The sequence below is a fragment of the Dyella thailandensis genome, from assembly GCF_050749815.1.
Taxonomy (GTDB): Bacteria; Pseudomonadota; Gammaproteobacteria; order Xanthomonadales; family Rhodanobacteraceae; genus Dyella_A.
The window spans coordinates 1,568,387-1,587,850 of the sequence record NZ_CP192735.1; the positions used below are offsets into that span (position 1 = coordinate 1,568,387).

Sequence of the window (19,464 nt, forward strand, 5' to 3'; positions counted from 1 at the left end):
CGTTCCATGACGCCGCACCGACCGCACACCCTGCTGCTCGCCACGCTCGCGCTGTGGACCATGGCCTTCGTCGCCTGGACCGCCGACGCGCTGGTCGAGCCGGTGCCCTTCGCGGTGGAGCGAGCGCTGCGTCGGCTGCCGCTGTGCGTGCTCGGCGCGCTGCTTTGCCTCGCGCTGGGGCGGTGGCTGGTGCACGCGAGCGGCCGCGGCGCCTGGCGCGTTGGCCTGGCCGCCGCCGTCGGCGTGATCGCGGCCAGCATCGTGTACGCGCTGGCCAACGAGCTGCTGCTCTACGTCATCGCACCGCACTGGGGCCCGACGCGCTGGGTGCACATCCCGGATGTGGCGATGCTGGTGCTGTGGGTGTTCACCGCCTGGGCGCTGCTCTACTTCGCGCTCGCCGCCGATGCCCAGCGCCGCGACCGCGAGCTTCGACTGGCGCAGACCAGCGCCGCGGCCATCGACGCGCAACATCGGCTGCTGCTGCAGCAGATCAATCCGCACTTCCTGTTCAACGCGCTGAACACCGTCTACGCACTCGTGCTGGACCGGGAAAATGCCCGCGCGCAGCGCAGCGTGCTCGCGCTGTCGGCATTTCTACGCAGCGCGATCGACAATGACCGGCCGCAACAGGTGCCGCTGGCGACCGAGCTGGAATCGCTGCATCACTACCTGGCGATCGAACTGGAGCGATTCGGCGATCGCCTGCAGCTGGAAGAGGCGATCCCCCCGCAGTTGCTCGACCGGCAGCTGCCGCACCTGATCCTGCAGCCGCTGGTGGAAAACTGCATCAAGCACGGCCTGGCCGACACGCGGCACCGCATGACCATCCGCCTGAGCGCCGCCCCGACCGACGAGGGCTGGATGCTGAGCGTGGAGGACGACGGCCGCGGCAGCCTCGAAGCCGGCGCGCCCGCGTTCGGCATAGGGCTTCGCAACGTGGCGCAACGGCTCGCCCTGCTGCACGGCGCCGCGGGGCGACTGGTAGCCCGCGGACGCCCCGATGGCGGCTTCGTGGCGAGCATCTACCTGGACGCGCGAGCGTGAGCAGCCGACTGCGCGCGCTGATCGTCGACGACGAGGCGCCCGCGCGCCGCGCCATGGAGCACATGCTGCAGGAGCTACCGACGGTGGAAGTCGCCGGCACGGCGGGCGACGGAATACAGGCGTTGGAGTGGCTGGCCCAGCACGGCGCGGACCTCCTGCTGCTGGACATCGAGATGCCGGTGCTCGCCGGGCTCGATCTGGTCACGCGCATCTCGCCCGCGGTCAGCCCCGCGGTGATCTTCGTGACCGCCTATGCCCACTACGCCGCGCAGGCGTTCGAGGTCGGCGCTATCGACTACCTGCTCAAGCCCGTCGACCCGCAGCGCCTGGCGCAGGCCATCGAGCGAGTGGGTGCCCGACGGCGCATGCTCGACAACGCCCAGCGCATCGATGCGCTCGAACGCGCCCTGCAGGCCGCAGGCCGGCGCGGGCAAGCGGCCGCGCCCGAACAGGTCTGGGTGGAGCTCGGCAGTGGCCAACTTCGCCTGGCGCTGGCGCAGATCGAATGGTTCGCCGCCGACGGCGACTACGTGCAGGCACATACCGCCGAACGAAGTTACCTGATGCGGGACAGCCTCTCGCATCTCGAACGAACATTGGGCGCGGGCTTTCTGCGGGTGCACCGCTCCACCCTGGTGAACATTGACGCGGTGCTGCGCATCACCACCGGCACCGGCGGCCAGTTGCTGCTGACCATGCGCAACGGCGCGGAACTATCCGTGGGCCGGCGCACGCGCAAGACCGTCCGCGACGTGCTCGGCACCTGACGTGCGCGAAGCCGCGGGATCTGCCCGTTCGCGTTTCGTGCTGGACACCCTCCAGCATGTTCGCCGCGCGGCATCCCGCCGACGCGGCGCTCGTCGGCGTCGGTCCTACTTGAGCAGCCCCTCGGCACGCATCGCGTCCTGCACCGCCGGCCGCTCCGCGATGCGGCGCTGGTACTGGGCCAGGGCCGGGAACGGACCCAGGTCGAGGCCGACCCGCGCAGCCCACTGGGTCACGGTGAACAGGTAGGCATCGGCGACGGTGAAGTGTTCGCCCAACAGGTACGACTGCTTGCCAAGGATGGCTTCGATATAGGCGTAGCGGCGCGTGAGGTAAGCGCTCCGCTCGGCCCGGGTCTCGTCCGGCGTCGCCGGATTGAACAACGGGCTGTAGCTCTTGTGCAGCTCGGAATTGATGTAGGTGAGGATCTCCTGCAAGCGGTAGCGCGCCAGCGTGCCGTGGGGTGGCGCCAGCCCACTCTCGGGCTTGAGATCGGCCAGGTACTGCACGATCACCGCGCCTTCGGTGAGCACTTCGCCGTCATCCAGGCGCAACGCCGGCACATAGCCCTTGGGGTTCACCTCCATATAGTCCTCGCCCGAGGCAGTGACCTTGGTGGCACGATCCACCTTGTCCAGCGTGATGGCGATACCGGCCTCGTTGGCCACGATGTGCGGCGACAGCGAGCAGGCGCCGGAAAGGTAGTAGAGCTTCATGGGGCGTCTCCTTGGTGGGCGGGCGGTTGAGCGTGGCGGTACCGGGCTGGACACGGAAAGTCAGTGCGTCGCCTCGGCCGGTGGAAACGAAGAGCCCGCCAGCTGGCGGGCTCTTCGTTTTACGGTGCGAGCAGCGATCAGCCGAGCAGCACGCGGTTCATGCGCTGCACGAACGCGGCCGGATCGGGAAGCTGCGCGCCGGCGGCGATTTCCGCCTGCTCCAGCAGCAACGTGGCCAGGTCCCGCGCCTTGGTCTCGTCCGTCTCGGCCTCGACCCGTTTGAGCAGCGCATGGGCCGGGTTGATCTCCAGCGTGGGCTTGGACTCGGGCATGGCCTGGCCGGCCTCACGCAGCAGGCGGGCCAGGTGCGGCGCCATCTCGTAATCGCTCAGCGCGAGGCACGAGGGAGAGTCGGTGAGGCGAGCGGACACCTTGACCTCGCCCACGCGATCGCCGAGCAGCTCCTTGAGCTTCTTCAGTAGCGGCTCGGCGGCCTTGGTGGCCTCCTCCTGCTTCTGCTTGTCGGCCTCGTCCAGCGGTACGTCGCCCTTGGCTACGCTCTTGAGCTTCTTGCCCTCGTACTCGCTCAGGGAGCCGATCATCCACTCGTCGATGCGGTCGGACATCAGCAGCACTTCGATGCCCTTGGCCTTGAACGCTTCCAGCTGCGGGCTACCGGCGGCGGCGGCGTAGCTGTCGGCGGTGACGTACCAGATCGCGTCCTGGCCCACGGCCATGCGGCCGATGTAGTCGTCCAGCGAGACGTTTTGCGCGGTGCCCTCGCCCTTGGTGCTGGCGAAGCGCAGCAGCTTGGCGATGCGTTCGCGATTGTTGGCGTCCTCGCTAATGCCTTCCTTGAGCGTGTTGCCGAAGGCCTTGTAGAAGGTGGCGAACTTCTCCGGCTCGTCGCGCGCCAGTTTCTCGATCAGGTCGAGCACGCGCTTCACGCAGGCGCCCTTGATGCGATCGAGCTGGCGGTTCTGCTGCAGGATTTCGCGGCTGACGTTGAGCGGCAGGTCGTCGGCATCCACCACGCCGCGCACGAAACGCAGGTAGTTCGGCAGCAGCTCCTCGGCCGCGTCCATGATGAAAACGCGCTTGATGTAGAGCTTGAGGCCCTTGCGCTCGTCGCGCCCGCCCATCATCAGGTCGAACGGCGGCTGCTCGGGCAGGTACAGCAAGGTGGTAAAGCTCTGGCTGCCCTCGACGCGGTTGTGCGTCCACGCCAGCGCGTCGTTGAAGTCGTGACCGAGCGACTTGTAGAAGCTCTGGTAGTCGTCGTCGGAGATCTCGCTCTTGGGCTTGGTCCACAGCGCCGAGGCGGCGTTGGTGCTCTCGAACTCGCCGGTCGGCTTGCCGTCCTTCTCCACCGGGGTGCGGATGGGGAACGCGACGTGGTCGGAGTACTTGCGGATCAGCGACTTCAGCTGCCAGCCCTTGAGGAACTCGTCCTCGTCGGCCTTCAGGTGCAAGGTCACCGCGGTGCCGCGCTGCGGCGCATCGACCGGCTCCAGCGAATACTCGCCCTTGCCGTCGCTCTCCCACTTCACGCCCTCGCCTTCGGGCGCGTCGGCGCGGCGGGTGATCACGGTGACCTTGTCGGCCACCACGAAGGCGGAGTAGAAGCCCACGCCGAACTGGCCGATCAGGCGCGCGTCGGCCTTCTGCTCGCCGCTCATCGCTTCCAGGAAGCGCCGGGTGCCGGAGCTGGCGATGGTGCCGATGTTGGCCACCACTTCGTCGCGGCTCATGCCGATGCCGTTGTCGCGCACGGTAATGGTGCGCGCGGTCTCATCCCAGCTCACGTCGATGTGCAGCTCGCTGTCGCCGGCGGACAGCGCGGGGTTGGCGATGGACTCGAAACGCAGCTTGTCGCAGGCGTCGGACGCATTGGAGATCAGCTCGCGCAGGAAGATTTCCTTGTGCGAGTAGAGCGAGTGCGTGACCAAGTGCAGGACCTGGGCGACTTCGGCTTCGAACTTGCGGGTTTCGGCGGGTGCATTCATGCGTGGTGGTTCCTTCAGGTCTTGCGTAGGGTCTGAAATTTCTTTGCCGTCATTCCCGCTTTCGCGGGAATGACGGCCCCATGGAATCAGAGGCACGCTCAGCCGAGCGCACCGGTGGGGCTCAACCGGGCGACTGCAGCGCCGCGATGCGCTCGTCCAGCGGCGGGTGGCTCATGAACAGGCGGGCAAAGCCGGCGCCAAGCGGGCTGGAAATGCCGAACGCGGCGATAGTCTTGGGCAGGGTGTTCTCGCCGTGGTTGCCCTTGAGGCGCTCCAGCGCGGAGATCATCGCGCCACGGCCGGCGAAGCGGGCGCCCGCGGCGTCGGCGCGGAACTCGCGCCAGCGCGAGAAGGCCGCCACGATTATCGAGGCGAACAGGCCGAACACCACCTGCAGCACCATCACCGAGACGAAATAGCCGATACCGGTGCCGCTGTCGCGGCTGTCGCGGCCACCGGAGAGCCAGCTATCGACCAGCCGGCCCACGATGCGCGAGGCGACGATAACCAGCGTGTTGAGCACGCCCTGGATCAGCGTGAGAGTGACCATGTCGCCGTTGGCGACGTGACCGATCTCGTGGCCGAGCACGGCGCTGACCTGCTCGCGGTCCATCTGCTGCAGCAGGCCGGAGCTCACCGCCACCAGCGCGCTGTTCTTGCTGGCGCCGGTGGCGAAGGCGTTCATTTCCGGCGCGTCGTAGATCGCCACCTCGGGCATGCCGATCCCGGCGTTCTGCGCATGGCGGCGCACGGTGTCGAGCAGCCAGCGCTCGGCCTCGTTCGCCGGCTGCTCGATCACCCGGGCGCCGGTGGACATCTTGGCCATCCACTTGGACATCAGCAGCGAGATGAAGGCGCCGCCCATGCCGAACACCGCGGCGAACACCAGCAGCCCACCCATGCCGCCATAGCCGCGGGAAGCCGCCCACTGGTCGATGCCCAGCACGCGGCAGACGATGCTCAGCAGCAACAGGACGGCAATATTGGTGGCGAGGAACAGGACGATGCGACGCATGGCTGGCTCTCTGGCAGTCATGAAAAAGGGACGAACACGGCTCGCGCCGTCTCCCGCTATTCGGGGCGCGGGTAGGCGGTTTCAAGGGCTGGGCGGCTTGCCGGCACACGCCGCGCGCCGCTTAGAATGCCGCGATGACCTACCGCGGCCGCTTCGCCCCCTCGCCCACCGGATCGCTCCACTTCGGATCGCTGGTGGCCGCCGTGGGCAGCTGGCTGTGTGCCCGCCACGCCGGCGGCCGCTGGCTGGTGCGGATGGAAGACATCGACCCGCCGCGCGAAGTCGCCGGCGCGGCGGCAGACATTCTCGCCACCCTGCCCGCCTTCGGGCTGGTGGCCGATGAGCCGGTGCTGTTCCAGTCGCAGCGGCGGGCGGCCTACGACGCGGCCTTCGAGCAGCTTCGGGCGGACGGCCACCTGTTCGCCTGCGGGTGCAGTCGCAGCGACCTGGCCGCGACGGGCGGCCTGCATCGCGACGGGGCGTGCGTCTCGCCAGCCGATCCGCAACGCGCACCCGCCTGGCGGCTGCGCGTGCCGGACATCGAGATCGCTTTCGACGACGCATTGCAGGGCCCGCAGCGGCAGAACCTGCGCGAGGCGGTCGGCGATTTCGTGATCCGTCGTGTCGACGGCCTGTATTCCTACCAGCTGGCCTGCGTGGTGGACGACGCGTACCAGGGCATCACCGAGGTGGTGCGCGGCGCCGACCTGCTCGATTCCACGCCCCGGCAGATCTACCTGCAGCGCTGCCTGGGCCTGCCGATGCCGCGCTACCTGCACCTGCCGCTGGCGCTCGACGACGAGGGCCGCAAGCTGTCCAAGTCCAGCCACGCCACCGCGATCGACCCGGGCAACCCGCTGCCGGCACTGCGCCAGGCGCTGGCGTTCCTTGGCCTGCCGCACGAAGCGCCCGCCGTCACCGCAGCCGACCTGCTGGCTGCAACATCGATGCGCTTCAATCCCACACTTTTGCGGCAACGCAGTAATGCATGGGACGTCTAAACCGCTATAAAGACCGGGTGGCCGCCGCGGCGGCCAACTTTCCTTTTTGACTGCGCCTTGCCCTGGCCACGCAGCCCACGCCACACCCTCCAAGGAGATCGAGGACATGACCCAACGCACCGCGCTCGTCACCGGCGGCACCGGCGGTATCGGCACCGCCATCATTCGCTACCTGGCCAGCCAGGGTCACCGGGTGGCCTCCAACTACCGCGACGAGGCGAAGGCCGATCAGTGGCGCAAGGCCATGGCGGCCGAGGGCATCGAGGTGTGCATGGTGCCCGGCGACGTATCCGACCCGGTCTCGTGCGAGACGATGATCAAGGCCATCGAGGAGCGCTGTGGCGCGGTGGAGATCCTGGTGAACAACGCCGGCATCACCCGCGACACCACGTTCCACAAGATGAACTACCAGCAGTGGTCGGACGTGATCAACACCAACTTGAACGCCTGCTTCAACGTCACCCGCCCGGTGATCGAGGGCATGCGCGCGCGCAAGTGGGGCCGCATCGTGCAGATCAGCTCGATCAACGGCCAGAAGGGCCAGTACGGCCAGGCCAACTACGCCGCCGCCAAGGCCGGCATGCACGGCTTCACCATCTCCCTGGCGCAGGAAAACGCGAAGTTCGGCATCACCGTCAACACCGTCTCGCCCGGCTACGTGGGCACCGACATGGTGATGGCCGTGCCGGAAGAAGTGCGCGAGAAGATCGTGGCGCAAATCCCGGTGGGCCGCCTGGGCAAGCCGGAAGAAATCGCCCACGCCGTGGCCTTCTTCACCGGCGACATGGCCAGCTGGATCACCGGCGCCAACCTCGCCATCAACGGCGGGCACTACATGGGCTGGTGACCCGCATGTGTAGGAGCGCACCCTGTGCGCGACGCTTTTATACGACGCCAAGGAAGAGCGTCGCGCACAGGGTGCGCTCCTACCGGTCCGGCATGTCTGCATTGCCTTGCCGCTACGGTGAAGGCGAACCTGCGATCAAGCCGCCGCACCGCTTTAGCCCTCTCCCCTGAGCAACGCTCGGGGGAGAGGGAGTCAGGGCCCCAGCAATTTCTCCATCACCTTGCCCACCGCCGCGAAGGCGAAGGCACCGGTGACGTGGGTGGCGGCGCCCAGGCCGCCGCCGCAGGCCAGGTTCAAGGTATCGCCGCCGGGCGGACGGATGCCGCAGACGGTGCCGTCCGGCTGCGGGTACTGCACGTTCTGCAGCGAGTAGACCGCCGACACGCCGAAGTAGCGCGCCGGGCTGCGCGGGAAATTGAAATCCTGCCGAAGCTTCTTGCGGATCAGGCTGAACATCGCATCGTGCTCGGTGCGCGACAGGTCGCGCACGCGGATCTGGGTGGGATCGGTGCGCCCGCCGGCCGAGCCCACCGTAACCATCGGCAGCTTGCGGCGGCGGCACCAGGCGATGGCTTCGAGCTTCACGCGAAACGCGTCGCAGGCATCCAGCACCACGTCGTAGCCGCGGTCGAGCAGCTCGTCCAGCGTGGACGGCGTGAGGAAGCGCTCGATCGCCTCCAGGCGCAGCTGCGGATTGATCGCGTGCAGGCGCTTGGCCATCACGCCGACCTTGGGCTTGCCGTACTCGCCATCGAGCGCATGCATCTGCCGGTTGGTGTTGGAGACGCACACTTCGTCCGCATCGATCAGGGTGAGCCGGCCGACGCCGCTGCGCGCCAGCGCCTCGGCGGCCCACGAGCCCACCCCGCCGATGCCGATCACGCACACGTGCTTTTCGGCCAGCCGTGCGAGGCTGCCCACGCCGTACAGACGCTCGACGCCCGCAAACCGTTCGCGCAGCGCCTCTTCGCCAGCGCGGCTCATGGCCTCACCCCGGCGGTCGATGGGGAAGCTGACGGGAACCTCATGCGGACAACTCCTGCGGACAAGGCCGCACATTGTAAGACGGTGTGTCCGCACGACGCCTGGCAGATGGAAAGCGCGCCGCGCTCGGCTATGCTGCCCGGCACCTTTTTCGACAGGAATTCGAACCCATGCGCTCTGCCCTGCTCATCGTGCTGGGATTGGTCATCGGCATCCTCGGCAGCGTCTTCACCTTCAGCGCACTGCATCAGCGCACGCCGCTGCCCAAGGCGGTGATGACGGTGATGGCCTACCACTCGAGCGTGCTGCACCATGCGGTGAAGGCCAACCAATGCGACGCCGCCGCGATCGCTACCCACCTCGCACGCCTGCAGTCCACCGCGCTGGACATTCCGGCCGCGTTCAAGGGGGCGGAGAAGCCGTTCCTGGAGGCTTCGGACAAGCTGCAGGGCGCCGTTGGCAGTGCCGTGACCGCGGCCCCGACGAGCTGCGCCGCGCTCGCCACCGCATTGCAGCCCGTGGACGACGCCTGCGACAGCTGCCACAAGCGGTTCCGCTGAGACCGTCGCGACGAGACCACGCGTGCCGACCTCCCCACCCGCCACGCTCCCGCTCTGGTCGCGCCTGCGGCTGCGTCTGCTGCAGCTGGACGACGCGATGTTCGAGCACGCGCGTCCGTCGCAGCCGACGCTGGTGGCGATCAGCCTGATCGGCTCGCTGTGCATGCTGCTGTACTACCCGATATGGAAGTACGCGCTACCGCAGCCTTACGAGAGCCTGCCGCTGCGCATCGCCGGCTGCGTGGTTTTGCTGCCGCTGTCCATGCAGCGCTGGTGGCCGCGGCACCTGCGCGCCCTGCTGCCGGCCTACTGGCATGCCACGGTGACCTTCGTGCTGCCGTTCTTCGCCGGCTACATGCTCTTGCGCAACGGCGGCAGCACGGCCTGGCTGCTGATCCACCTCGCGTCGATCTACCTCACCATGATGATGTTCGACGTGGCCGGCTTCCTGGCGATTTTCGCGGTGGGCAGCACGCTGGCGTGGCTGGCCTGGCTGCTCGGCCCGCACCTGCCGATGCCGGCCGAGCGCATGTTGCTGTACCTGCCGCTGCTGGCCATGGCGGTCGCCCTGGGCCCGCTGGCCAGCCTGTCGCAGAAGCACGCCGACCAGACTCGCATCCAGGCGTTGACCCGCGCCTCGAACAACATCGCGCACGAACTGCGCACGCCGCTGGGCGCGCTGCACATCGCCGGCCAGGCGTTCCGGCGCTACCTGCCCGACCTGCTGGTGAGCCATCGGCTGGCACAGGAAGCGGGCCTGCCGGTGGCCGAGCTGCGCCCCGCGCACCTCGAAGCGCTGGAACGGGGCATGGACACCATCGAGCACGAGGTCGGCCACGCGCATACGGTCATCGACATGCTGCTGATGGCCGCGCGTCCGCTCGATCCACAGCAGTTCCGCCCGCTGCACGCCCGTGCTGTGCTGCGCGAGGCGTTGCTGCGCTATCCCTATGCCTCGCGCGGTGAACAGGAGCGCGTTCACCTGCATGGTGAGGACGACTTCATCGTGCTCGGCAGCGAGCCGTTGCTGACCCACGTGATCTTCAACCTGCTGCGCAATGCGCTGTTCCATACCGGTCGCGCCGGCAAGGGCGAGATCGACATCCGCCTCGAATACACCGCCAACCACGGCCTGATTCGCGTGCGCGACAGCGGCCCGGGCATACCGCCGGACGTGCTGCCGCGCATCTTCAACCGCTTCTATTCCTACAGCGAAGACCGCGGTGGCGTCGCCGGACTGGGAATCGGCCTGGCGTTCTCGCGCGAGGCGGTCGAGCGCATGGACGGCACCATCAGTTGCCGCTCGCGCTGGGGCGAATACACCGAATTCCTGATTTCCTTCCCCGCCCGCGGCACGGACGAGCGCGCATGAGGCTGACTTTCGACCACGGCCTGGCGCCGTTCCGCTTCCCCACCACCACGGTCATGGTGGACGACCACGAAACCTATCTCGGCGTGGTGCCCCTGATGCTCGACCCGCTGCAGCGCCTACGCAGCTACAGCTCGCCGCGCCAGGCGCTGAGCGACCTGCGCCGCCTCGACAGCCGCGCCGTGCCCGGCGGCGGCTGGCTGTACCGCTGGCGCGAGCATCCCTCGCCGAACCGCGAACTGATGGCGCTGGACGTGGACTCGATCGCTCGCACCATGCACGACCCGTCCCGCTTCGGCGAGGTCTCGGTGGTGGTGGTCGACCAGGCGATGCCGGAAATGGACGGGCTGGATTTCTGCCGCCAGCTCGACAACCCGTACATCGGCAAGGTGCTGCTCACCGGCCGCGCCGACGACGAAACGGCGATCGAGGCGTTCAACTCCGGCCTGATCGACCGCTTCATCCGCAAGAACGACCCGCGCGCGATGGACAAGCTGCAGCAGGCGATCGTGGCGCTGCAGCAGCGCTACTTCGAGCGCGCGGGGCAGTTCGTGTCCGAGGCGATGGCGCTGGGCGACGTGCACTTCCTGCGCGACCCGGTGTTCGTGCCGGTGCTGCGCGACGTGCTGCAGGAATTTCCCGCGGTGGAGTGCTACCTGCACGTCAATCCCACCGGCCTGCTGCTGCTCGATGCCGACGGCGACGGCCGCTTCCTGCTGATCCAGACCGACGACGACCTGCGCACCCATTACGAGATCGCCAGCGATCTGGGCGCGCCGCTGGAGGTGCTCACCGCGCTGCGCGACGGCACTGCGCTACCGTGGTTCGGCAGCCGCGACGGCTTCTACAGCGATGAGCCGGGCGCCCCGCCGGTGCGTATGATCCCGGCCACCACGCTGCGCGGCGAGCACTGGTATCACTACGCGCTGGTGGATGACGTGGCCGGCCGGTTCGGGCTGGAGCGGGTGGTGAGCTATCGCCGCTGGCTGCGCGAGCAGGACGACACGCCGGCGCGGTGAGTCGGTGCCCTTGGGCCGGTGCGCTGCATCCGGCTAGGATCGAGGGGTTTCCAACGCAGGGGCCCATCGTGAAACGACTGCTTGCCTGTTCCATCCTCACTGCCCTGGCTGCTGCCAGCGCCGCGGCCGGCGACACCCAAGCGCCCGCCTTCGATCCGCACTACCTCTCCGAGCAGGTCAAGACGCTCTCCTCCGATGCCTTCGAGGGCCGCGGCCCGGCCACCGCCGGCGAAAAGCGCACCGTCGCCTACGTGATCAGCCAGATGAAGGCCGCCGGACTGCAGCCGGCCGGCGCGCTCAAGGACGGCAAACGCAGCTGGACCCAGCCGGTGCCGCTGGGTCGCTTCGAGATCACCGGCACGCCCAGCTTTTCGCTGACCGTGTGCGGCAAGAGCGAGCCGCTGACCCAGGGCGACCAGATCGCCGTGCGCGCCGCGCAGGACGGCTCCACCCGCGTGGACATCGCCAACGCCCCGCTGGTGTTCGTCGGCTACGGCGTGAAGGCGCCCGAGCGGCACTGGGACGACTTCAAGGGCGTAGACCTGCACGGCAAGATCGCCGTGGCGCTGATCAACGACCCGGATTTCGAGACGGGCCAGGGCGACTTCGGCGGCAAGGCGATGACCTATTACGGCCGCTGGACCTACAAGTACGAGGAAATCGCCCGCCAGGGCGCGCTCGGCCTGCTGATCATCCACGAGACGGCGCCGGCCTCCTACGGCTGGCCCACGGTGAAGAACTCCAACACCAACACCCAGTTCGACATCGTGCGCGAGCATCCGGCCGAGGTGCATTCCAAGGTCGAGGGCTGGATCCAGCGCGACCTGGCCGTGCAGATGTTCAAGGACGCCGGACTGGATTTCGACGCCCTGAAGAAGCAGGCGCAAACCCGCGACTTCAAGCCGGTCACGCTGAAAGGCGAAACCTTCTCAGCCAAGTTCAACGTCGATGCTTCGGTGATCACGTCGCAGAACATCCTGGGCAGGGTCAAGGGCAGCCAGCGTCCGGACGAGACGGTGTTCTACAGCGCGCACTGGGATCATCTGGGCGTGGGCGAGCCCGATGCCACTGGCGATCGCATCTACAACGGCGCGGTGGACAACGCCACCGGCACCGCGGCCCTGCTCGCGCTGGGCAAGGCCTTCGCGCACGGGCCGAAGCCCGAGCGTTCGGTGGTGTTCCTCAATGTGACCGCCGAGGAGAAAGGCCTGCTCGGTTCGGAGTACTACGCCACCCATCCGCTCTACCCCGAGGCCAAGACGGTGGCGGTGATCAACATGGACGCGATGGACCCGCACGGCCCGGCGCGCAACTTCACCATTTCCGGCAGCGCCAAGCTCGGCCTGCTCGACGACCTGATCACCGTGGCCAAGGCGGACGGCGTGAGCTACGCGGCCGATCCGCACCCGGAGGCGGGCTACTTCTTCCGCTCCGATCACTTCTCCTTCGCCAAGCGCGGCGTGCCGGCGGTCTCGTTCGGCTCAGGTGACGACTGGACCACCGGTGGTGTGGCCGCCGGCGAAGCCGCCGAGAAGGCCTACACCAAGGACCACTACCACCAGCCATCCGACCAGTGGCAGGCCGACTGGAGCTTCACCGGCATGGCGCACGATCTGGGCATGCTCTACACGCTCGGCTCGAAGCTGGCCAACTCCGACGAGTGGCCGAACTGGAGTCGCGACTCCGAGTTCCGCGCCGCCCGCGACGCCAGCGCCGACCAGCGCAAGTGAGCCGGCGCCGCCGCACTAAAAAAAGGCAGCCCGGACGGGCTGCCTTTTTTGTGTCTTGACGGCCGACTGCTAACGCGAGCGGCCTTCTCCAACGGCGAATGCCGGTCATCCGACGTGATGTTGCGGAGATCCAGATGTATTCCGGCGTTCGCGGGCATGACGAGCGGACAATGGAGCCGCCTGTCCTGCGAGGCGGCAGCAGATCTACAGCCGCACCCGCCCGCGCAGCACGTCGAAGAACATCACCCAGTCACCAGCCAGGCTGTACAGCGGATGGCGGAACGTGGCCGGGCGGTTCTTCTCGAACGCGAAATGCCCGACCCAGGCGAAGCCGTAGCCGGCCACCGGCGCCAGCCAGAGCCAGGCCAGGCGGCCGCTGGCGATCGCCACGATCACGATGGCCAGTACGCACAGGCTGCCGGCAAAATGCAGGCGACGGCACACGCGGTTGCTGTGCTCGCCCAGGTAGAACGGATAGAACTCGCGGAAGCTGGAAAAGCCGGCCATGCGCACCTCCGATGGGTCTGGCCGCAGACCTACGCGCGCCCGCGCGTAAATGCATGACGCACGGCGTTACTTCACCGGCAGCGGGATGAACTCCTCATCGTCGCCCGGCACGCGATCGAAGCGACCCTCCTGCCAGTCGGCCTTGGCCTGCTCGATGCGCTCGCGCCGGGTGGAGACGAAGTTCCACCACAGATGACGCTCGCCATCGAGCGGCGCACCGCCGAATAGCATCACCCGGCTCGCTTCGCGCGCGCGCAGCGGCGGGGCATCGTTGCCGGCCTGCACAGCCATCAGACCGGCCGGCACCGTCAGCTCGTCCCACTGCATCTCGCCGTCGATCACGTGCACGCCGCGTTCGTGGTGCTCAGCGGGCCAGTCCAGCGTAGCGCCCGCCTCCAGCGTCGCCTCGATGAAGAACATCGGCGCGAACACCTTGACCGGCGAGGCTTCGCCATACGCGGTGCCGGCGATCAGGGTCAGCGCGGCGCCATCGCGGATCATCCGCGGCAGCTCGCCGGCTTCGTGGTGATGGAACTCCGGCGCGGTCTCCTCGTCCGCCTGCGGCAAAGCCACCCATACCTGCACGCCGTGCAGGCTGTGCCCGGCCGCGCGCTCGGCCGGCGGGGTGCGCTCGGAGTGCGCGATACCGCGTCCGGCGGTCATCCAGTTCACTGCGCCGGGACGGATGTCCACCGCGCTGCCCAGGCTGTCGCGATGGCGAATCGCACCATCAAACAGCCAGGTCACCGTTGCCAGGCCGATGTGCGGATGCGGGCGTACATCCATGCCCTTGCCGGCCGGCATCGTGGCCGGGCCCATGTGGTCGAAGAACACGAACGGGCCGACGTGGCGCGCCTGCAGCACCGGCAGCAGGCGGCGCACGCGAAAGCCGTCGCCGAGGTCGTGCACGCGGCCGTCGATCAGCAGGGGGGAATGGTCCATGGCTTAGCTCCGGGAAGGACGGTCAACGGTCACCACGATCGCTGGTACTGCAACGGTACCGCGATCTTCGCGCCCAGTGCCTTGGCCGCGCGGCGCGGAAAGTACGGGTCGCGCAGGCTTTCGCGTGCCTGCAGCACCACGTCGGCGGCGCCTTCGGCGATCACCGCCGCGGCCTGCGCCGGTTCGTCGATCATCCCGACCGCGCCGGTGGCGATGTCCGCCTCGCGGCGAATCTGCGCGGCGAACGGCACCTGGTAGCCCGGCCCGACGGGAATCTTCACGTGCGGCACCAGACCGCCGCTCGATACGTCGATGAGGTCCACGCCCAGCTCCTTCACCATGCGCGCCAGGGCGACGCTCTGCTGCGCATCCCAGCCGCCCTCGACCCAGTCGGTCGCGGAAATGCGCAGCCACACCGGCAGCTCGGCCGGCCATACCTCGCGCACCGCGCCCACCACCTCGCGCACCAGCCGCGTGCGGTTCTCGAAGCTGCCGCCGTAGCCGTCGGTACGCTGATTGCTGAGCGGGGAGAGGAACTGGTGCAGCAGGTAGCCGTGCGCGGCGTGTATTTCGGCCAGTCGGAAGCCGGCGGCCAGGGCGCGCTCGGCCGCGGCGCGGAAATCGGCGACGACTTGGTCGACTCCGGCCTGATCGAGCGCCTCGGGCACATGCCAGCCGGCGTCGAAAGCGATCGGCGAGGGAGCCACCGTGCTCCACGCACCCGCCTCGGTGGACAGCGCGCCGCCACCCTCCCACGGGCGCTGCGCGCTGGCCTTGCGACCGGCGTGCGCCAGCTGGATGCCGGCGATGGCGCCCTGCGCCTTGATGAAAGCGGTGATCGGCGCCCACGCCTCCTGCTGGGCGCGATTCCAGATGCCGGTGTCGCCGGGCGAGATGCGCCCCTGCGCCGACACCGCGGTCGCCTCGCTGATCACCAGCGCCGCCCCGCCCACGGCGCGGCTGCCCAGGTGGACCAGGTGCCAGGTGTCCGGCATGCCATCGCTGGCCGAGTACTGGCACATCGGCGACACCACGAGGCGGTTGCGCAGTGTGAGAGAGCGCTGCGGCAGCGGATCGAACAAGGACATCGGCAGACCTCCGTGGACAAACGAGCTAGCTGCAGGCGACCACGGCAGTCTTCAAGGCGCGCAGCGGTGGGATCGGCGAACGCGCTGTTTCCTCAGCGCGCCCAGTCGGCGATGGCGTGGGCCACGGCAGCGGGCGCCTTCATCCAGGCGAAGTGGTCGGCGGGTGCGCCCTCCAGGGCCGCGGTGGTGAGGTCCAGGCGCTGCACGGTCGCGTGCGGCAGCTTGCCGAGCAGCCAGTCCAGGGAGGCGGCGGGCACCAGCCAGTCGTCGCACAGGCGGATCGCCAGCACCGGCGTGTGCAGCGTGGCCAGCGCGGCATCCAGATCCTGCACGATGCCCTGCGCCGCGTAACGGCCGCTGCGACCGCTGCGCGCCCAGTCGGCGATCACCCCGCGCGCCTCGTTGCCGGCAAAGCCCAGTCGGCGACCCGGCAGGTGTCCGCGCAGGCGGGCCAGCAGCGGCGCCAGGTGAAACGCCACGCGCAACGACCACGGATGCGGAAACGCGCGCCAGTACGGCGCGCCGCTGGCGACCAGTACGAGGCCCTCGACCTGCTGCGGATGCAGTGCCGCGTAGAGGCAGGCCAGCTGGCCGCCGAGGCTGTGCCCACCCATCGCCCATGAGCTACCGGGCAGCTGATCCGCCAGCGCCGCGGCGCTGGCTGCGAGATCGCTTTGCAACAGTTCGCGGTAGCCCCAATTCGTCCGGCGGCCGGCGCGGCGGTCGCTCGAGCCGATGCCGCGCCACTCGTGGATCGCCATCGTCACACCGCGCGCGGCCAGCGCCTGCGCCAGCGGCAGGTAGTGGCGCGCCGGCACGCCCATCGCCGGCAGCCACAGCAGCGCGCGGCGCGCAGTGGGCTGCGACGGGCGGGTCACGATCAATTCGAAACGCGCGCCATCGTCCGTGCGGACCGGCACGATCTGCGGCGCCGTCGGCGCCTCCTCAGGAGAAAAAGCCATGGGGCTTCCAGCCAGCGCCGACGCACGGGTCGGCAGTGAAACAGTGCCGCAGGGACGTGGCAGCCCGGATGTCGGACACGCGCAAGAGGCCGGCACACGCCGGCCTCTTGTCAAAGAACATGCGCGCGGCCGCTCAGGCCGGGGTGACTTCCTCGGCCTGCAGGCCCTTCTGGCCCTGCACCACCTTGAAGCTCACCTTCTGCCCTTCCTTGAGGCTCTTGAACCCCGAGCCGGAAATGGCGCGGAAATGCACGAACACATCCGGGCCGCTCTCACGGCTGATGAAGCCAAACCCCTTGGCGTCGTTGAACCATTTGACGGTGCCAATCTCTCGATCCGACATGACTCACTCCGATTACGCTCGACGTGACCGGCACGCCACCCGCCCGGGTGACGGCCGACTGGGTCATGCGCAACGCGTGAGCTCGGCCGGACAGATGCCGACACGGCCCGCAGGGGCGAAGAGCTGACACAGTGAAAAAAGCATAGCGGATTTTCACCGGGCGCAAGGCGCCAGCGCGGTGGCAGGTACGCACATGAAAAAAGCCGGGCATCGCTGCCCGGCTTTTCGGTCTGGAAAGGCGACGAGCCGATCAGGCCGGGGTCACTTCCTCGGCCTGCAGGCCCTTCTGGCCCTGCACCACCTTGAAGCTGACCTGCTGGCCTTCCTGCAGGCTCTTGAAGCCATTGCCGGTGATCGCGCGGAAATGCACGAACACGTCCGGGCCATTGTCACGGCTGATGAAGCCGAAGCCCTTGGCGTCGTTGAACCACTTGACGGTACCGATCTGACGATCAGACATGGGAGTCACTCCGTAGGTTTTCTGGTATCGAACCCGGCGACCACGAGGGACGCCGAGGGGACTGGAATGCGCGGAAATCCTAGGGGTGAAGCGATGAAGCAGATAGGCATCAGCGGCATCGGGTCACAAGACTCTGGTGACCCCGGCAAACACAGCGGGGAAAATTATAACCACAGGTCGGAAAGCTCCGCGACGGCATCGAGCCATGCACAATGGCCCATGCAGCCCCGCCGCTGCCTGGCATTCAGGTTTTCTTGACCGGGTACAGAGTCTAGTCGTGGCCTTCATGCACACCGGGGAACCCACCATGCCGTCGCTCCGCCCTATCCTCGCCGGCTTCGCCGCCTGCCTGCTGCTGTCTGCCTGCGCCCACGAACCGGCCGCGCAAGCGCACCGCCCGGCGCACTCCCGACCGGTGCCGGCCGCCGCCGCAGCTAACACCCCTGCCCCTGCCGCGGAGACGGCGCGCGAGGAAGGCGAGGAGACCCTGCCCGCGCACACCGGCATCCAGGCCTGCGACGACTACCTGGCCAGCTACCGCGCCTGCCACCGGGCGGCAGCGATCTACAAGCCGGACCAGATCGAATCCCACTACCAGCAGATGCGCCAGAGCCTGCTGCGCGACTCGCTGCGACCGGAGATCCGCCCGCAGCTCGGGGCGCGCTGCAACTCGCTCGCCCGCAGCTTGCGCCAGGCACTGCACGGCAAGGCGTGTGAGCCCGATCCGGCCACCGCGTCGAGCACTACGCACTGAAACAGCTCAACGCGCCTTGAGTGCGGCCCTGAGCACCCCAGCGAAATCGCTCGGCCGCGACCGCACGATGCGCACGGTGGGCGTGCCGTGCCATTGCGCCAGTTCGTGCAGCGCCCTGGCCAGTTCGCCAACCAGGCGCTCGTCCGGCGCCACGCCCTCTTCCAGAAACAGCGCCTTCACCTCGAACACGCCCTGTGCGCGGTGTGCCTTCGCATCCAGCCGCCCGACCAGGGCGCCGCGATGCAGGATGGGCAGCACGAAGTAGCCGTAGCGGCGCTTAGGCGCGGGTGTGTAGCACTCCAGCGCGTAGTCGAAATCGAACATGCCCAGCGCACGTTGCCGGTCCCACACCAGCGGATCGAACGGCGACAGCAACGCCGTATGGGTGGCGCGCAGGCGACCGGCGCGGGCCCGTGCCAGCGCTGCCGCGTGATCGGCGTGGACGTAGGCCGGCTCCGCCCAGTCGCGCACCCCCACTTCCAGCAACTGACCGGACGCCACCAGCGGTGCCAACTCGCGGGCGCTGACCTGGGGCTTGAGCCGGTAGTAGTCGGCGATCCAGCGCGCCGGGGTGACACCCAGGGCGCGCACCGTGTCGAGAATGAACCGCTCGCGCAGCGCGTCGACACCGGGCGGCTCGTTCTGCGCTTGTGCCGGCCATGCCGCGCGCACCCGCGTCGCCAGGTCGTACACCCGCTGGAAGCGCTCGCGCCGCACCACCATCAGTTCGCCCAGCGCGAACCAGGCCTCCAGCCAGCGCTTCTCCGGCTTCCATGCCCACCAGCCGCCGCTGCCACGGTCTTCCCGGGTGAAGTCGGCTGCGCGCACCGGCCCTTCGCGGGCGATGTGCGCGAGCAGGTTGTCCATTTCCGCGCGGTGTTCCTCGTGCACACGCGCTGCATGGCGGTACGACCAGTGATGGCCGCGCTGGTGGCGCCAGGCGTCATGCAGCGGGTAGTCGGCCGCTGGCACGAAACAGGCTTCGTGCGCCCAGCACTCGGCCAGCTCACTCTTGGCCAGTGCCTGTTCGAGCCATTCGGGCGGGTAATCGCCCAGTCGCGCGTGCAGCACCAGGTAAGGGCTGCGCGCCACTACGTGGATGGTGTCGATCTGCAGCAGACGCATGCGCGCGACGGCGGCCGTGAGGTCCGCCGCGCGGGCACGCCGGCGCGGCGGTTGCAGCAGGCCTTGCGCATGCAGTTGCAGGCAACGGGCCTGCGCCAGCGAGAGCGGACGATCGCCAGCGGGCGCAGCGAGGCGGGAAGCAACGGGTTGAGCCGGCATTGACACTCTCTTTGCTAGCTTGCCCCGGTGCACTGCAGGGCCGCTGTCGCGGGGCTTTCGCAGCG

Annotated in this window: 20 protein-coding genes; 9 read left to right on the forward strand and 11 right to left on the reverse strand. The window is 68.5% G+C overall.

Going from position 1 to position 19,464, the window contains the following annotated elements; all coding sequences use genetic code 11:
• Nucleotides 1-6: 6 nt before the first annotated feature.
• On the forward strand, nucleotides 7-1,047 hold the full coding sequence (locus ACQVBX_RS07240) for a sensor histidine kinase (protein WP_431637497.1): 1,041 nt from the start codon (nucleotides 7-9) through the stop codon (nucleotides 1,045-1,047).
• Nucleotides 1,044-1,814, forward strand: a complete 771-nt coding sequence (locus tag ACQVBX_RS07245) for a LytR/AlgR family response regulator transcription factor (RefSeq protein ID WP_431637498.1) — start codon at nucleotides 1,044-1,046, stop codon at nucleotides 1,812-1,814. Before ACQVBX_RS07240 ends, ACQVBX_RS07245 begins: the two co-directional genes overlap by 4 nt.
• Before the next feature lie 105 nt (nucleotides 1,815-1,919).
• On the opposite strand, the gene gstA is transcribed toward ACQVBX_RS07245, so the two are convergent.
• The 3 genes from gstA to htpX form a co-directional block, all read right to left on the reverse strand.
• The gene (gene gstA, locus ACQVBX_RS07250; RefSeq protein ID WP_431637499.1) at nucleotides 1,920-2,528 is read right to left on the reverse strand and encodes a glutathione transferase GstA; all 609 of its coding nucleotides are present in this window, start codon (nucleotides 2,526-2,528) and stop codon (nucleotides 1,920-1,922) included.
• A gap of 137 nt (nucleotides 2,529-2,665) precedes the next feature.
• Nucleotides 2,666-4,534, reverse strand: a complete 1,869-nt coding sequence (gene htpG / locus ACQVBX_RS07255) for a molecular chaperone HtpG (protein WP_431637501.1) — start codon at nucleotides 4,532-4,534, stop codon at nucleotides 2,666-2,668.
• 121 nt (nucleotides 4,535-4,655) lie between these two features.
• Nucleotides 4,656-5,549 carry a protease HtpX gene (gene htpX, locus ACQVBX_RS07260; RefSeq protein ID WP_431637502.1) on the reverse strand — a complete coding sequence of 298 codons (894 nt, stop codon included), beginning with the start codon at nucleotides 5,547-5,549 and terminating at the stop codon, nucleotides 4,656-4,658.
• A 134-nt stretch (nucleotides 5,550-5,683) separates the two neighbouring features.
• Here htpX and gluQRS point away from each other — a divergent pair, with 134 nt between their 5' ends.
• Both gluQRS and phbB read left to right on the forward strand, forming a co-directional pair.
• Nucleotides 5,684-6,550: a tRNA glutamyl-Q(34) synthetase GluQRS gene (gluQRS, locus tag ACQVBX_RS07265; RefSeq protein ID WP_431637503.1), complete on the forward strand. Its 867-nt coding sequence runs from the start codon at nucleotides 5,684-5,686 to the stop codon at nucleotides 6,548-6,550.
• A 106-nt stretch (nucleotides 6,551-6,656) separates the two neighbouring features.
• Nucleotides 6,657-7,397, forward strand: a complete 741-nt coding sequence (gene phbB / locus ACQVBX_RS07270; RefSeq protein WP_431637505.1) for an acetoacetyl-CoA reductase — start codon at nucleotides 6,657-6,659, stop codon at nucleotides 7,395-7,397.
• 192 nt (nucleotides 7,398-7,589) lie between these two features.
• Here the strand turns inward: phbB and ACQVBX_RS07275 are convergent, their stop codons facing one another.
• The gene (locus tag ACQVBX_RS07275; protein WP_431637507.1) at nucleotides 7,590-8,381 is read right to left on the reverse strand and encodes a tRNA threonylcarbamoyladenosine dehydratase; all 792 of its coding nucleotides are present in this window, start codon (nucleotides 8,379-8,381) and stop codon (nucleotides 7,590-7,592) included.
• 170 nt (nucleotides 8,382-8,551) lie between these two features.
• Between ACQVBX_RS07275 and ACQVBX_RS07280 the strand changes: the two genes are divergently transcribed.
• From ACQVBX_RS07280 to ACQVBX_RS07295, 4 genes are all read left to right on the forward strand, one after another.
• On the forward strand, nucleotides 8,552-8,941 hold the full coding sequence (locus ACQVBX_RS07280) for a cytochrome c (protein WP_431637508.1): 390 nt from the start codon (nucleotides 8,552-8,554) through the stop codon (nucleotides 8,939-8,941).
• 22 nt (nucleotides 8,942-8,963) lie between these two features.
• On the forward strand, nucleotides 8,964-10,313 hold the full coding sequence (locus ACQVBX_RS07285; protein WP_431637510.1) for a sensor histidine kinase: 1,350 nt from the start codon (nucleotides 8,964-8,966) through the stop codon (nucleotides 10,311-10,313).
• Nucleotides 10,310-11,329, forward strand: coding sequence for a response regulator (locus ACQVBX_RS07290; RefSeq protein ID WP_431637512.1), 1,020 nt, complete (start codon nucleotides 10,310-10,312; stop codon nucleotides 11,327-11,329). The genes ACQVBX_RS07285 and ACQVBX_RS07290 overlap by 4 nt, the downstream gene beginning before the upstream one ends.
• Before the next feature lie 68 nt (nucleotides 11,330-11,397).
• Nucleotides 11,398-13,059, forward strand: a complete 1,662-nt coding sequence (locus ACQVBX_RS07295; RefSeq protein ID WP_431637513.1) for a M28 family metallopeptidase — start codon at nucleotides 11,398-11,400, stop codon at nucleotides 13,057-13,059.
• Nucleotides 13,060-13,263: 204 nt separating this feature from the next.
• Here the strand turns inward: ACQVBX_RS07295 and ACQVBX_RS07300 are convergent, their stop codons facing one another.
• The 6 genes from ACQVBX_RS07300 to ACQVBX_RS07325 all read right to left on the reverse strand — a co-directional run bounded on the left by ACQVBX_RS07300 (nucleotide 13,264) and on the right by ACQVBX_RS07325 (nucleotide 17,361).
• The gene (locus ACQVBX_RS07300; RefSeq protein ID WP_431637515.1) at nucleotides 13,264-13,566 is read right to left on the reverse strand and encodes an Mpo1-like protein; all 303 of its coding nucleotides are present in this window, start codon (nucleotides 13,564-13,566) and stop codon (nucleotides 13,264-13,266) included.
• A 66-nt stretch (nucleotides 13,567-13,632) separates the two neighbouring features.
• Complete coding sequence (locus tag ACQVBX_RS07305) at nucleotides 13,633-14,508, reverse strand: pirin family protein (protein WP_431637517.1); 876 nt, start codon at nucleotides 14,506-14,508, stop codon at nucleotides 13,633-13,635.
• A gap of 29 nt (nucleotides 14,509-14,537) precedes the next feature.
• A complete protein-coding gene (locus tag ACQVBX_RS07310; protein ID WP_431637519.1) occupies nucleotides 14,538-15,596 on the reverse strand; it encodes an NADH:flavin oxidoreductase/NADH oxidase in 1,059 nt (352 codons plus the stop codon).
• A gap of 92 nt (nucleotides 15,597-15,688) precedes the next feature.
• Nucleotides 15,689-16,558 carry an alpha/beta hydrolase family protein gene (locus ACQVBX_RS07315; RefSeq protein ID WP_431637521.1) on the reverse strand — a complete coding sequence of 290 codons (870 nt, stop codon included), beginning with the start codon at nucleotides 16,556-16,558 and terminating at the stop codon, nucleotides 15,689-15,691.
• A 133-nt stretch (nucleotides 16,559-16,691) separates the two neighbouring features.
• Complete coding sequence (locus tag ACQVBX_RS07320; RefSeq protein WP_431637523.1) at nucleotides 16,692-16,901, reverse strand: cold-shock protein; 210 nt, start codon at nucleotides 16,899-16,901, stop codon at nucleotides 16,692-16,694.
• Nucleotides 16,902-17,151: 250 nt separating this feature from the next.
• Nucleotides 17,152-17,361 (reverse strand): cold-shock protein, encoded by a 210-nt coding sequence (locus ACQVBX_RS07325; RefSeq protein WP_324894316.1) that lies wholly within the window; start codon nucleotides 17,359-17,361, stop codon nucleotides 17,152-17,154.
• 307 nt (nucleotides 17,362-17,668) lie between these two features.
• Between ACQVBX_RS07325 and ACQVBX_RS07330 the strand changes: the two genes are divergently transcribed.
• Nucleotides 17,669-18,115 (forward strand): hypothetical protein, encoded by a 447-nt coding sequence (locus ACQVBX_RS07330; RefSeq protein WP_431637525.1) that lies wholly within the window; start codon nucleotides 17,669-17,671, stop codon nucleotides 18,113-18,115.
• 6 nt (nucleotides 18,116-18,121) lie between these two features.
• On the opposite strand, the gene ACQVBX_RS07335 is transcribed toward ACQVBX_RS07330, so the two are convergent.
• Complete coding sequence (locus tag ACQVBX_RS07335) at nucleotides 18,122-19,399, reverse strand: winged helix-turn-helix domain-containing protein (protein WP_431637526.1); 1,278 nt, start codon at nucleotides 19,397-19,399, stop codon at nucleotides 18,122-18,124.
• Nucleotides 19,400-19,464: the final 65 nt, after the last annotated feature.